This window comes from Mesorhizobium sp. B1-1-6, from assembly GCF_006443035.1.
GTDB lineage: Bacteria > Pseudomonadota > Alphaproteobacteria > Rhizobiales > Rhizobiaceae > Mesorhizobium.
The window spans coordinates 211,731-224,282 of the sequence record NZ_VFWR01000010.1; the positions used below are offsets into that span (position 1 = coordinate 211,731).

At 59.6% G+C, this 12,552-nt stretch carries 12 protein-coding genes and 2 tRNA genes; 9 read left to right on the forward strand and 5 right to left on the reverse strand.

Annotated elements, in window-relative coordinates; translation table 11 throughout:
• The first annotated feature begins 20 nt into the window (after nucleotides 1-20).
• The 5 genes from FJ979_RS21080 to FJ979_RS21100 all read left to right on the forward strand — a co-directional run bounded on the left by FJ979_RS21080 (nucleotide 21) and on the right by FJ979_RS21100 (nucleotide 4,684).
• A complete protein-coding gene (locus FJ979_RS21080; protein WP_140493912.1) occupies nucleotides 21-224 on the forward strand; it encodes a CsbD family protein in 204 nt (67 codons plus the stop codon).
• Nucleotides 225-1,160: 936 nt separating this feature from the next.
• Nucleotides 1,161-1,283, forward strand: coding sequence for a hypothetical protein (locus tag FJ979_RS33375; protein WP_281406007.1), 123 nt, complete (start codon nucleotides 1,161-1,163; stop codon nucleotides 1,281-1,283).
• Nucleotides 1,280-2,686, forward strand: coding sequence for a class I SAM-dependent methyltransferase (locus FJ979_RS21090; protein WP_140583407.1), 1,407 nt, complete (start codon nucleotides 1,280-1,282; stop codon nucleotides 2,684-2,686). The genes FJ979_RS33375 and FJ979_RS21090 overlap by 4 nt, the downstream gene beginning before the upstream one ends.
• A 72-nt stretch (nucleotides 2,687-2,758) precedes the next feature.
• Nucleotides 2,759-4,474 carry a sulfatase-like hydrolase/transferase gene (locus FJ979_RS21095; RefSeq protein WP_181181804.1) on the forward strand — a complete coding sequence of 572 codons (1,716 nt, stop codon included), beginning with the start codon at nucleotides 2,759-2,761 and terminating at the stop codon, nucleotides 4,472-4,474.
• Nucleotides 4,475-4,498: 24 nt separating this feature from the next.
• The gene (locus FJ979_RS21100; RefSeq protein WP_140583413.1) at nucleotides 4,499-4,684 is read left to right on the forward strand and encodes a hypothetical protein; all 186 of its coding nucleotides are present in this window, start codon (nucleotides 4,499-4,501) and stop codon (nucleotides 4,682-4,684) included.
• Between the two features lie 115 nt (nucleotides 4,685-4,799).
• On the opposite strand, the gene FJ979_RS21105 is transcribed toward FJ979_RS21100, so the two are convergent.
• Nucleotides 4,800-4,876 (reverse strand) — tRNA-Asp (locus FJ979_RS21105).
• A gap of 216 nt (nucleotides 4,877-5,092) precedes the next feature.
• Between FJ979_RS21105 and FJ979_RS21110 the strand changes: the two genes are divergently transcribed.
• Nucleotides 5,093-5,168, forward strand: a tRNA-Val gene (locus FJ979_RS21110).
• Between the two features lie 25 nt (nucleotides 5,169-5,193).
• Here the strand turns inward: FJ979_RS21110 and rbsK are convergent.
• The 3 genes from rbsK to ugpC are packed head-to-tail and all read right to left on the reverse strand — an operon-like array spanning nucleotide 5,194 to nucleotide 7,657.
• Complete coding sequence (rbsK, locus tag FJ979_RS21115) at nucleotides 5,194-6,123, reverse strand: ribokinase (protein ID WP_140560598.1); 930 nt, start codon at nucleotides 6,121-6,123, stop codon at nucleotides 5,194-5,196.
• A gap of 4 nt (nucleotides 6,124-6,127) precedes the next feature.
• Nucleotides 6,128-6,580, reverse strand: a complete 453-nt coding sequence (locus FJ979_RS21120) for an RbsD/FucU family protein (RefSeq protein WP_140515764.1) — start codon at nucleotides 6,578-6,580, stop codon at nucleotides 6,128-6,130.
• 27 nt (nucleotides 6,581-6,607) lie between these two features.
• Nucleotides 6,608-7,657 (reverse strand): sn-glycerol-3-phosphate ABC transporter ATP-binding protein UgpC, encoded by a 1,050-nt coding sequence (gene ugpC / locus FJ979_RS21125; protein ID WP_140515762.1) that lies wholly within the window; start codon nucleotides 7,655-7,657, stop codon nucleotides 6,608-6,610.
• Between the two features lie 289 nt (nucleotides 7,658-7,946).
• Here ugpC and FJ979_RS21130 point away from each other — a divergent pair, with 289 nt between their 5' ends.
• The 3 genes from FJ979_RS21130 (at nucleotide 7,947) to FJ979_RS21140 (ending at nucleotide 11,760) form a co-directional block, all read left to right on the forward strand.
• On the forward strand, nucleotides 7,947-9,611 hold the full coding sequence (locus FJ979_RS21130) for a sugar ABC transporter substrate-binding protein (protein ID WP_140493924.1): 1,665 nt from the start codon (nucleotides 7,947-7,949) through the stop codon (nucleotides 9,609-9,611).
• 96 nt (nucleotides 9,612-9,707) lie between these two features.
• Nucleotides 9,708-10,829: a sugar ABC transporter permease gene (locus tag FJ979_RS21135; RefSeq protein WP_140515760.1), complete on the forward strand. Its 1,122-nt coding sequence runs from the start codon at nucleotides 9,708-9,710 to the stop codon at nucleotides 10,827-10,829.
• A 13-nt stretch (nucleotides 10,830-10,842) separates the two neighbouring features.
• On the forward strand, nucleotides 10,843-11,760 hold the full coding sequence (locus tag FJ979_RS21140; RefSeq protein ID WP_140493928.1) for a carbohydrate ABC transporter permease: 918 nt from the start codon (nucleotides 10,843-10,845) through the stop codon (nucleotides 11,758-11,760).
• Between the two features lie 45 nt (nucleotides 11,761-11,805).
• On the opposite strand, the gene FJ979_RS21145 is transcribed toward FJ979_RS21140, so the two are convergent.
• Nucleotides 11,806-12,549: a creatininase family protein gene (locus FJ979_RS21145; RefSeq protein ID WP_140583416.1), complete on the reverse strand. Its 744-nt coding sequence runs from the start codon at nucleotides 12,547-12,549 to the stop codon at nucleotides 11,806-11,808.
• Nucleotides 12,550-12,552: the final 3 nt, after the last annotated feature.

Below are 12,552 nucleotides of genomic sequence, written 5' to 3' on the forward strand. Positions count from 1 at the left end.
TGATTCAGGAGATAGCCACAATGGATTGGAACCGCGTCGAAGGAAATTGGAAGCAGGTCAAGGGTAAAGTCAAGGAGCAGTGGGGCAAGCTCACTGATGATGATCTCGACCGCATCGCCGGCAAACGCGATCAGCTTGAGGGCATTATCCAGGAACGCTACGGCATCGAGAAGGATCGCGTACGCCGAGACGTCGACGACTGGTATAGTCGGCAGGGCTGGTAGATAGCAGAGCTGCCATAAAAGGCGTCTTCCCGAGAGCCGTTATGCCTACGGTCGACGGGCTCCCCGCCTCTCCCGGCCGTCCGCATGATGGCGCGCGGCGCACAAGAAGCACAACGTCTACACCTTCAATATCTGCGGCCAGAAAGCCGATATGCGCTATCTACGCTAGGGATGAACAGCCGAACCACAAGCCCCTTGAGATCGGCTGGAACTCGCGCATGTCGCGCAGATGTTCCGTTATCGCGGAATATCGAACCAGAAGGTTTTCTGGCATTATACTTCTTGGCGGACCCCAACCCGCCTGGCCGGCGTCCTGCAAGTCGGGTTTACCCCACCCGCCCCCAAAAAAGGGCGCCGGCCACCTTGGCTCGGCACGGCGCCAAGTACATCGTTATTCAAGCAGCCCCACGCCATGATGTTGCAGGTCAAGGAGCGACGCAATCGACGCCCAAGCGGCAGCAACCGAGAAGCCGACCTCCCACTGATGCCAAACGTAATCGTGTTAACCCCCGGCGCCATCACTCATCGAACGGGCACGTGCCGTCGATATGGTAGAGCGGCAAATATGAGGACTATCGCCTTCACTTCGCCGACCCGCCGCGACGAAGGCGTTCGTTGACCATTTTGGCGGAGACATGTTCGATCGCAAAAATCCGAAATGTTTGGCGCCGCACAGCGACAGAGTGGCTCACTAGCGACACGCTGTCGCGGCCATTTCCGTCACCACAAGTTTCTCGAAGTGTGAAAGATTTGTGACAAATGTCTGGTCAAACGCGTTGGATCGCATTAAAGGCGCATTAAACAGCAACCGCGCGCAGAGCCGATGGGGAGTATGGGCCTTTGTACAAGATGAGACTGACAGCTTCACTTGGGATGCTATATTTATTGAGTCTGACGGTGTCGGCTCACGCATATCTCGACCCGGGCACCGGGAGCATGCTGCTGCAGGGCTTGATTGCAGGTGTCGCGGCGGGCACCACCGTGTTAACCATCTATTACAATCGCCTCAAACTGCTGTTGGCGCGCATTTTCGGTAAGAATCGTACAGACCGGAAATGAAAGGTTCAGGACTAGTTTTTGAGGATGGATCGTTCCGAGATCCTTCCGGGTCGGTCTTTGTTTCCGATGGCCGGGTTTTCCGCACAGTGACCGACCAGGGCAAAGCGAGCTATGAGGCCGCCCGGGATGCGGGCATCCTGCTACGTTACGCCGAGCTGGATAAAATAGTCCGGACCAGTGAGGTCGCCCCCGCAGATTGGCCCGAGGTCGTAGGAAAACCAGCTTACGTGTTGGAACACGGAGCGATACCATTCGTGAGCTATCCCTACGAATGGTCTTTCGGTGCGTTGAAGGCAGCAGCCCTGCATCATCTTGACCTGCAAATACAACTATTGACCGAGAATTTTGTCCTTTCTGACGCAAGCGCCTACAATGTGCAGTTCGTTGGCTCCAAGCCCATCTTCATCGATATCCTCTCTGTTAGGCCATATCGGGACGGGGAGTATTGGACGGGTCACAGACAATTCTGCGAGCAGTTTCTTAATCCGCTGCTTCTCCGAGCTGTGAAGGGAATCGCCCACAATTCATGGTTCAGGGGTGCGCTGGAGGGCATTTCCACCCGCGATTTTGCTCGCTTGCTCACATTTTCTGAGCGATTTTCGTGGAACATGTTGACCCACGTCACGCTGCAAAGTCGCCTTGAACAGAGCTCCGTGAATGATCCCAGCAACGCTGTCAAAAGGGTTAGCCGAAGCAGAAAGCTACCGCGGGCGGGGTATCACGGCATTTTATCCCAATTGCGCCGGTGGATCGCACGTCTAGAGCCGGCCGACACCGGCAAGACTGTGTGGGGCGCATACGCGAGTATGAACACCTACTCCAGTCAAGAGGCCTCGACAAAGCGGCAAATGATCCACGATTTCGCGGCATCCGGCCAAGTCGCCACCGCAATCGATCTGGGCTGCAATACTGGCGACTTTTCGGTCGCCGCTTTGGAGGGTGGCGCGAAAGCGGTAGTTGGCTTCGATTTCGATCAGACCGCAGTCGACATCGGATTTTTGCGGGCCGCGTCAGCTAAAATGAACTTTCTTCCGTTGTGGCTGGATGCTGCGAACCCCAGCCCTGATCAAGGATGGGCTCAGAAGGAACGAAAGGGTTTCTCGTCGAGATTCAGAGCTGATGCGGTTCTTGCTCTCGCTTTTGAGCACCATCTTGCCATTGGCAGAAACGTGCCTTTGCACCAGGCCGTCAAATGGATTGTTGACGTTGCTCCCACCGGCATAATCGAGTTCGTCCCCAAGGATGATCCAACAATTCGACAGATGCTTGCTCTTCGAGAGGATATCTTCCCCGATTATAACCCTTCTTCGTTCGAATGCGCACTTACGTCCGTTTCCCGCATTGCGAAGAAACAAACAGTGTCGGCCACCGGCCGTACACTTTATCAATTCGATAGGCGATGAATTAAAAAGAGATGGTACTTCATCGGGTATTTTCGAATGGGCATTAATTCCAATCGCATTGTTAGAATTTCGATGGCATTTCTCGCCTTACTGTTTCCAATATTAGTTCTTTTCGTATTTTTTCCATTGGAACTTTATGCGAAAAACGCCAAGGAATTGGGGTATGATATTTGGCTTCCCACTATTTTCATTTATGGTGGCGCATTTATTTTGATATTTGTATCCACTCTAACCTTGTTCGGAATTCGGGATTTCGTAAAAAAGGCGTATTTGCTTCTAGGGGCCTTCGTATTACTCGCCGACGTTTTTGCCCCCGTTCAGCTGAGTCGCTTAGATGGCGCATCATTCGCAAGCCCGGAGCCCATCTCCATCACTGCGGTAGAAGTTGCCATCTTGGTCGCGCTGTTGGCGGTGGGTGCAGTTACGACTCTAGGCACGCTGGTTCGGGTTTTTGCCATCCTGTCGATCGCGTTAATTGCCGGATTGGCCACTGTCGCTGCGGGCCTGCCGGTGCCACCGGCTGAAACCGAAAACTCTCCTAAATCCGGCTTGTCTATAAATGGCCGCTCGGACCTTCCAAATATATATCACTTTCATCTCGATGAGATGCAGTCAGATTTTGCACTTGCCGCGATCGAAGAGATGAATGACCGGAGCATTTTTCGCGGGTTTACGTTTATGCGCCGGAATATTTCAAATTATCCTTATACGTTGTCGTCGGTTGCGAGCTATCTGACCGGCACCATATTTCGGAATGGAAGCTTTCCCGCCTGGAGGGCGGCCTTCGATCAAGGATTGCTGAAAGATCTTCGGACGGATGGTTACGCAGTTGATGTTGTGGGGCTTCCGGAGATATTGCAGACAAATGTTGCAGATGTATTTTTCACGCCAGAGCAGATCACCAAGTACCAATACTCGCTCAAACACCCGCAAATTGTCGAATTTTCTGGATTATTGTTTGCAAAATTGTTTCCAAATTTCTTGACAAATGAGGCCTTGGGGTGGGGACACTCGGCCGGCGAGCGGATTAGCGCAGTATTTGAGCGCAAAGCGGAAAGCTACATCCCGAAGACCGTAGAACAAGGCGTCCATCCATTTCAGGCTGTTGTGGGGATGAAATATCTGATCGCGAATGAACAGCGGTTTGCCGCACGCGGTAGATACACATTGTTCCAAGCGATCCTTCCTCATGGCCCCTACGTGCTCGATGCAAATTGCATGGTCGATCCCGAACGTGCGGCGGTCGGGGTCCAGGCTGCCTATAGGTCTCAGGCCAGTTGCGCCATGAAGCTTGTTGTGGAGTTCTTGCAAGAGCTCAAGCGACTGGACCGCTATGACGACGCCATTATCGTCATACAATCTGACCACGGGTCCGGGTGGGCAGGCTTTTTGAATGGACTCGGTGGCTCAGAGATGAGTCCGCCGTATCACTCCGGCATCACCGCATTTGGAGGCACCACCGCAGCATTTGAAAGCAGGTCGATGGCAACCCTCATGATTAAGCCATCTCAATCGGACTCTGATTTTGCGGTATCTGACGGAGAATCGCAGTTGATCGACGTCTATCCCACAATAATGGACGCGATCGGGCACCAGCCTAACAGACCTCACGATGGCCTGAGTTTGTTGCCCTGCCTAACGGGATCCTGTGAAAGCATCCGCGTGCGCCCGCAAAAATTCTTTGTCTATCCGCACGATGGGGGCATTTCTCCGCTGCTAGCCAATACCGTAGTGTTCACGGCCGGACATGCAGTCTTCACACAAACCGAGACTATACCGGTGCCGTAGCGGTTGAACCGCTTGAATATCGCGATGCGTCCCCCCTCGGCCCGCCCGGTTCATGGACGTTGGGCGTTCCGGTGCGGTCGAGGCCAACGCCGCGCCAGCGGCGCTTCGATCGAGGCGATCTCGGCCAAGATGGCCAATTCAATCGACCAGAACAAGGCGCTCCAGAAGATGTACATGCCGGTCAATCTGGTAGCCGTCTGCGCAGCCTGACGTAGGGGCAGGAAACTGCTCGGCCAGGAACGGAATGAATACGAAAAGTTGAAACTCTCCGGAAAATGAGAGTTGAAACTTTTTCAAGGGGCGGTAGCTAACCCCTTGAAACTAATGGCGCGAGTGACGGGGCTCGAACCCGCGACCTCCGGCGTGACAGGCCGGCACTCTAACCAACTGAGCTACACCCGCGCATTGACGAGCACGTGTCAGCCGCGTTCGTCGTTGGGCGCTGGATAAGGGGTTCGCCACCGGGTGTCAAGCGCACGAAACCATCATAACATCAAACTGGAGAAGGTTTTTTGACAGCCGGCGTGTTGTTCGCAAATACGGCCCGCAACGACGGCGTCCCACGCTCATTTGGCCTTGCGAAGCTGGCCCCGACCGCTTAAAGGTCCGGCCCGGAGCGGGCGATTAGCTCAGTTGGTAGAGCGCTTCGTTTACACCGAAGATGTCGGCGGTTCGAGCCCGTCATCGCCCACCATTCAGGCGCCTTTCATTCAAACGCCTCAGCCCCTTGCCAGCAGCGCCTCGACCTCATGCAAGTCCGGCATGGACGGCGCGGTGCCTGGCTTCGTCACCGAAATGCCCGCAACGGCGCAAGCAAAGCGCACGGCTTGCAGGGGCTCCATCCCACGCGACAGCGCGACGGCCAGGCCGCCATTGAAGGCATCGCCGGCTCCCGTGGTCTCGACCACCGGGCCGGCGCTGACGGCGGCGACATGTTCGGACCGATCCCTCGTGTGCAGCAATGCGCCTTTCTCTCCCAACGTGACGATGACGGCGCCGGCGCCCTTTTCGAGCAGCTTGCCGGCGGCTGCGCGGGCGTCATCGACCGAGGCGACCTTCGTGCCGGTCAACTCCTCCGTCTCGGTCTCGTTGGGCGTGAGGTAGTCGCAGAGCGAATAGATGCGGTCGGGGAGCCTGGCCGCCGGAGCCGGGTTGAGGATGGTCGTCACCCCTGCCCCGCGCGCGATCTCCAACGCCCGCAGCGCCGCCTCGATGGGCTGTTCGAGTTGCGTCACGAAGACGCCGGCACCACGAATCAGGGCGGCATTGGCCTCGATGTCGTCGGGCGAGATCAGCATCGCCGCGCCGGGGCTGACGATGATGGCGTTGTTGCCGGTGCCCTCCTCGACGAAAATATAGGCAGCGCCCGTATAGCTGTCGGGCGTATCGATCACGGCATTCTTCACGCCGGCGTCCTTCCAGGTGCGCTTGGCCATGTCGGCGAAGGCATCGACGCCGAGGCGCGTGAGGAAGGTTGCTTCGGCGCCGAGCTTACCGGCCGCAACCGCCTGGTTCGAACCCTTGCCGCCGGGACCGAGGGTGAAGGACGTTCCAAGGATCGTCTCGCCCATGCGCGGCTGCCGCGCGGCGCGATAGGCCGTGTCGGCGACGAAGACTCCGAGGATGACGATCGGCTTGCCGGCCAGCATGCCGCTACTCCGCATCCGGCGGGACCACGCCCTTGCGGAAGGCAAAACAGCCGTAGAACCGGCGCTCGCCGGTCTGGATGACGCAGTAAGCCTGCTTGGCGCGCTCGTAGAAAGCGTAGCGCTCGACCGGCAGCATCGGCCATGGCTTGCCCTCGGCGGCGTCGATCTCCTTTTGCACTTCCTGCTGAACGGGCGGGATCTCGTCCGGCTTGCCGACGATCTCCATGCGCGCGGCTGAATCGTCGACGAACGTATCCAGCGGGTAGAGCGACAGCACCGCCTTCACGACTTGCGCCGCCGGCGCGTCGATGCGCAGCAGCCGCCCGAGCGCCGTCTGGCGCGCCACCGAATCGGAGGGGAAGTTGGTGTCGGCGATAATCAGGTCGTCGCCGTGTCCCATCGCCCGCAATGCCTGGAGCACGTCGGCATTGAGGAGCGGATTGATCCCTTTGAGCATGATATTCCTCGTGAAATGAGTTTGAGATCAGAGACGCTTGCCGGTCTCGGCATCGAACAGATGGATGTGGTCGAGCCGCGGCCTGAGCTTGAGCGTATCGCCGGGCTTGAAGTCGTGGCGTTCGCGGAACAGCGCCACCATCTCGCCGTCCCCGAAACGCAGGAAGACCAGGGTTTCCGAGCCAGTCGGCTCGACCACCGAAATCTTGGCAGGCACGCCATCGGCATGAATCTCGAGATGCTCCGGCCGCACGCCATAGACGACGGCGCGCCCTTCCTCCGCAGCGCTGCCGGGCGCGACCGGGAACAGAGCGCCGGCGATGTCGACACCGCCCTTGCGCGCGACGCCCTTGAGCAGGTTCATCGACGGAGAGCCAATGAAGCCGGCGACAAACAAGTTGGCAGGCCGGTCGAACAGTTCCAGCGGTGCGCCGACCTGTTCAATGCGGCCGTCGCGCATCACCACGATCTTGTCGGCCATGGTCATGGCTTCGATCTGGTCATGCGTGACATAGATGGTGGTGGTCTTCAGCCGCTGGTGCAGTTCCTTGATCTCGGTGCGCATCTGCACACGCAGCTTGGCGTCGAGATTTGAGAGCGGCTCGTCAAACAGGAACACCTGCGGGTTGCGCACGATGGCGCGGCCCATGGCGACGCGCTGGCGCTGGCCGCCGGAAAGCTGCCGGGGATAGCGTTTCAGATAAGGGTTGAGGTCGAGGATGTCGGCGGCGCGCTTGACCCGCTCGGCAACCACGGCCGGATCGGTTTTGCGCAGCTTGAGCGCAAAGGCCATGTTCTGCTCGACTGTCTTGTGCGGATAGAGCGCATAGTTCTGGAACACCATGGCGATGTCGCGCTTGGCCGGCGGCAAGTGGTTGACCACACGGTCGCCGATGGCGATCGTGCCGCCGGAGACGGTCTCCAGCCCCGCCACCATTCTCAGCAGCGTGGACTTGCCGCAACCCGAAGGACCGACCAGCACCACGAATTGGCCGTCAGATATATCGACGCTGACTTCGTGCAGAACCTTGACGGTTCCAAACGCCTTGGCCACTTTGCTGATCGCGACTTGAGCCATATCTCCCCCATCGGCTCCATTGCCGTATGCGCAGAAGCTAACCAACGCGACCTGCCAGGGCAAGCCGGTCTCTTCCCGACAAAAACCCGGTCTCGTTGACACGGCGTTTGGTTGCGAGAATAGTGACGGGCGCTGGTCCGAATACCGGTTGCCCGAACCAAAAAAACGGAACTTCAATCGAGCAGGTGGGGTCCTGCATCGTTCGTTTCCGAACCGGGAGAATCGTTTGGCGCTCCAGCGCCTGAGAAATTTGGCCGCATTCACAACAGATATTCTGGGAGGAACATCGATGAAAACAGGTCTCTACGAAACGCTGGTCCGCGCGGGGGCAACCCGACGCGACATATTGAAGGGCGCGGCCTCGATGGCCGCGATCGCTGCCGCATCCGGCGCCGGGCTCGGCGCCCTCACGCGCCCGGCCTCCGCCGCCAGTGAGCTGCGCTCGAAAATCCTGCAGATCCCCGGCGTGGGCAAGGGTCAGCCGACCGACGCCGACTTCCAGAAGGTCGGCGAGCTCTGTCTCGAGGCGACCAAGGCCAATGTCAAGGAAGGCGAATTCGCCGGCGTCGAGCTTACCTTCATGGGTCTCAACAACCAGAACCTGCACAATGTGCTATTCCGCGGCTTCCTGAAGCCCTGGGAAACCTATACCGGCGCCAAGATCAACTGGATCGATCTGGCGCAGGCCGACTACAATGCCCGCCTGCAGCAGTCGATCGCCACCGGCACGGTCGACTTCGACATCATCGAGATGGGCGCGCCGTTCGAGGGCGACGTCTGCGGCAAGGGCCTCACGTCCGAGATGCCCGACTGGGTCAAGACCCAGATCGATTTCGATGACCTCGTCAACTATCTGAAGCCGCCTGTCGGCACCTGGAACGGCAAGCAGTACCGCGTGACCGTCGACGGCGACGCGCATAATTTCAATTACCGCACCGATGTGTTTTCCGATGCCGACCTCGCCAAGGCCTGGAAGGACGGCGGCGGCGGCGGTGAATGGGGCGTGCCGAAGACCTGGCAGCAGGTCCAGGCGGTCACCAAGTTCCTCAAGGGCAAGCAGGTCAAGGGTCAGGACGTCTACGGCTATCTCGACGCGCCGAAACCCTGGGGCGGATTCGGCTTCTATTTCCTCGGCAGCCGCGCCACCGCGTACGCCAAGCACCCCGACGACAAGGCCTGGCTGTTCGACGCCGACACGATGAAGCCGCGCATCAACAATCCGGCCTGGGTGCGCGCCATACAGGACGTGATCGACGCGCTGCCTTCGGAGCCTGCCGACCAGATCAACGCCGATCCAAACACCACCGCCTTCCAGCAGTTCCTGGCCGGCACCGGCTCGATGGTCACCTGGTGGGGCGATGTCGGCTCGAACGTCAAGACCAACGACTCCTCCGTCGTGGGCGACGTCACCGGCTTCTCGATCCTGCCCGGCTCCGACGATGTCTACAACTCCAAGACCGGGCAGTGGGACAAACTCGCCAGCGGACCGAACTATGCGCCGAACTGCGCCTATCTCGGCTGGGGCGTATACGTCATGGCCCGCGTCGATAGCGACGAGAAGAAGAAGAAGGCGGCATGGTCCGCCGCCGCCCATCTCGGCGGCAAGGACCTGTCGATCTGGACGGCGATGTACCCGTCCGGCTTCCAGCCCTACCGCAACTCACATTTCGACATTCCGGAGTGGGTGGCGGCGGGCTATGACGAAGCCTTTATCACCTCCTATCTCAAGTCGGAATCGGACAGCTACAACCACCCGAACGCGGCGATCGAGCCACGCATTCCCGGCATCTTCCAATACTATTCAGCCGCCGAGGACATTCTGGCCAACACCTTCGCCGGCAAGATGAAGGCGCAGGAGGGCGCAGACGCCATTGCCGCGGCCTGGGAGAAGCTGACCGACCAGATCGGCCGCGACAACCAGATCAAGCTCTACAAGGCCTCGCTCGGCCTGTAGGCAGGCGTTATGAGGATCACGGCCCGGCGGAACATCGTCGCCGGGCCGTATCTTGGCCGGCTTCGGCCGGTCATTTGCGCAAAAGAGGCAAGAGGCGTGGCTGACCAGACTTCGACCACGAATGCGTGGCCGGCAAATTCCGTACCGACCGATCTGATCCCGCCCGGCCGCAAACGGCTCGGTTGGGCCCTGATGGCCGTCGCGACGCTCGGCCTTCTGGCAACGATCCTGGTGCAAGTCCTCTACAAGAGCGAGGTCGACACGATCGGCTTCGAGACATGGCGGCCCGTGGTCTACGCCTATGTGCTGTGGGGCGTGGCACTCGGCGTCGGCCAGGTGCTGACGCGCGGCGAAGACGGCCAGCGGGCGCTGTTCCTGCTGCCGGCGCTGCTGTTCACCATCGCCATGGTGATCTTCCCGACCCTGTTCGGCTTCTACATCGCGCTGACCGACTGGAACCTGAGTTCATTCTCGGGCCGCAAGTTCAACGGGCTCGACAATTTCTGGCAGATGCTCGGCGATCCCTATTATCGCAACGCGCTGTTCAACATGGTGCTCTATGTGCTGGCGGTGCTGGTCGAATATGTCATCGCCTTCGGCCTGGCGCTGCTGCTCAACGCGCAGATCCGGGCGCGCAAATTCTTCCGCGTCGTCTTCCTGATGCCGCTGATGCTGTCGCCGGTCGCGGTCTCGTGGATGATTGGCAAATCGCTGATGGAGTACCGGTTCGGGCCGGCGGCGACGCTGGCCCGCCACCTCGGCTGGGACAACCCCGCTTTCTTCTCCAACCCGATCACCGCCCGTATCTCGATCATGATGCTCGACGCCTGGACCTTCATCCCCTTCATGATGATCATGCTGCTTGCCGGCCTGCAGGCGATGTCGCGCGAGGTGCTGGAGGCCGCGCGCGTCGACGGCGCCACGGCCTGGCAAACCTTCTGGCAGGTCACCTTCCCGCTGATGCTGCCGGTGTCGGTGACCGCCGTCGTGTTGCGCATCATCTTCAAGCTGAAACTGGCAGACATCATCATCACGGTCACCTCGGGTGGTCCCGGCGGCGCCACCGATTCCGTGTCGAGCTTTATTTATCGCGAGTACCGGGACCGTTCCAATGTCGGCTACGGCACGATGCTGGCGATGGCCTATCTCGTCATCATCGTGGTGTTCGTGACCTGGCTGCTGAAGGTCGCCAACCGCTTCGTGCGCAATGTGAACTAGTGCGGCAGGGATCATGAGCGTTCAGACCACCGACTATACCGTCTCCGAAATCCACTCGCCGGCGAGCTTCATCACCAGCCGCGTCTTCATCTATGGCGCGCTTGTGTTCTGGGCCTTCATCTGCCTCTTTCCGATCTACTGGACGATCACGACCTCGTTCAAGTCGGCGGTAGACGTGACCCAGGGGCATCTGATCCCCTTCGTCGACTTCCAGCCGGACTGGAAGGGCTGGCGATCGCTTGGCCTGTCGCCGGATTCGATCTTCCAGACGTCGACCGTCCGCGACGAATTCTTCAAGCGCTTCATGAATTCGGTCATCACTTCGGTCGGCGCGTCGAGCCTCGCCATCGTCATCGGCAGCCTCGCCGCCTACGGCCTCACGCGCTACCGCTATCACTTCGCCTGGTTCAAGAACGAGGACATTTCCTTCTTCTTCCTGTCGCAGCTCATCCTGCCGCCGGTCGTGCTCGCACTGCCGTTCCTGGTGCTTTACCGCGAAGTCGGACTGCTCGACACGCGCATCGGGCTGATCCTGCTCTACACGCTGATGGTGCTGCCGATCGTCATCTGGATCATGCGCGACCAGTTCAATTCCATCCCGGTCGAGCTCGAGGAAGCGGCCCTCGTCGACGGGTTGTCGATCTGGGGCGCGTTCTTTCGCATCGTCATGCCGATTGCCCTGCCCGGCATGGTCGCGGCTTTCATCCTGGCGATGGTGCTGTGCTGGAACGAGTATTTCTTCGCCGCCCTTTTGACCTCGACCGACGCCAAGACAATTCCGGTCATGGTGGCGAGCCAGACCGGTTCGCAAGGCATCAACTGGTGGTCGATGGCAGCGCTTGCCACGGCGGCAATCGCGCCCTTGGCCGTCATCGGCATCGCGCTGGAACGCTATCTGATCATGGGCATGACCGCGGGAGCGGTGAAATAGGCGGCGCCGTCCTTACCTTCTCCACAAGGGAGAAGGAGAACCGCGCTAGTCCCTCAGGATCGTGCGCAGGTGATCCATGATCATGGCAACGCCCTCTGCTCCGAGCGCAGCCGAGGCATCCGGAGCGCTGGCCGTATACCAGCTCGTATTGTCGGCGAAATGGCCGGCATCGACAGCCTCAGGGCATAGCGCCAGCATCAGCGAGGTCTCGCCGATGCCGGCATGATCGAACGGGTACTTGCCGTTCATCTCGGCCGGCATCAGCGGATGCACCTGCACCCAGTTGAAAAAATTGCTGCCCTCGGCATGCTCGGCATAGTAGGCGGCCATCGCCTCGGAGCCCCACCAGCCTTCACCTCGTTCCTTCTCAAGGAAGCGGAAGATCGCCTGACGTCCGGCGGCCTTGAAGGCGAGATCGGTCGGCATGCCGGCGGCGAAATTCTCGGTCTGGTGGTGGATTATGGCGTGGATGTTGCGAAAACCGATGCGCAGCAGGCTGTAGAACAGTTCCTCCGCGAAGGGCGCCAGTTGATTGCCGCCAACCTGCACCGAGCCTGTGCCCTCCGGCGGCGCCACGGCGTAGCTCGCCGCGCCGTAGTAGAAGGGCGGCAGGATGACGATCTCCCGCTCCTTCTCAAACAGCTCCAGCGTCTTGACGACCGCCAGCGTGTCCATGCCGACCGCCATGTGCTCGCCATGGTATTCGAGCACGCCGAGCGGCAGGGCGATCGGCCAGTTCTGGGCGATCGCCTTGCGGATCTGGTGCGGCAGCATCAACTCGTAGCGCATCGC

Bases quoted from the DNA above. Each gene is read 5' to 3' on its own strand.
- FJ979_RS21120 (WP_140515764.1), bottom strand. From the start codon at position 6,580: ATGCTCAAAGGGATCAATCCGCTCCTCAATGCCGACGTGCTCCAGGCA.
- FJ979_RS21140 (WP_140493928.1), top strand. From the start codon at position 10,843: ATGAGCGTTCAGACCACCGACTATACCGTCTCCGAAATCCACTCGCCG.
- FJ979_RS21100 (WP_140583413.1), top strand. From the start codon at position 4,499: ATGCGTCCCCCCTCGGCCCGCCCGGTTCATGGACGTTGGGCGTTCCGG.
- FJ979_RS21095 (WP_181181804.1), top strand. From the start codon at position 2,759: ATGGCATTTCTCGCCTTACTGTTTCCAATATTAGTTCTTTTCGTATTT.
- FJ979_RS33375 (WP_281406007.1), top strand. From the start codon at position 1,161: ATGCTGCTGCAGGGCTTGATTGCAGGTGTCGCGGCGGGCACCACCGTG.
- rbsK (WP_140560598.1), bottom strand. From the start codon at position 6,123: ATGCTGGCCGGCAAGCCGATCGTCATCCTCGGAGTCTTCGTCGCCGAC.
- FJ979_RS21130 (WP_140493924.1), top strand. From the start codon at position 7,947: ATGAAAACAGGTCTCTACGAAACGCTGGTCCGCGCGGGGGCAACCCGA.
- ugpC (WP_140515762.1), bottom strand. From the start codon at position 7,657: ATGGCTCAAGTCGCGATCAGCAAAGTGGCCAAGGCGTTTGGAACCGTC.
- FJ979_RS21090 (WP_140583407.1), top strand. From the start codon at position 1,280: ATGAAAGGTTCAGGACTAGTTTTTGAGGATGGATCGTTCCGAGATCCT.
- FJ979_RS21145 (WP_140583416.1), bottom strand. From the start codon at position 12,549: ATGCGCTACGAGTTGATGCTGCCGCACCAGATCCGCAAGGCGATCGCC.
- FJ979_RS21080 (WP_140493912.1), top strand. From the start codon at position 21: ATGGATTGGAACCGCGTCGAAGGAAATTGGAAGCAGGTCAAGGGTAAA.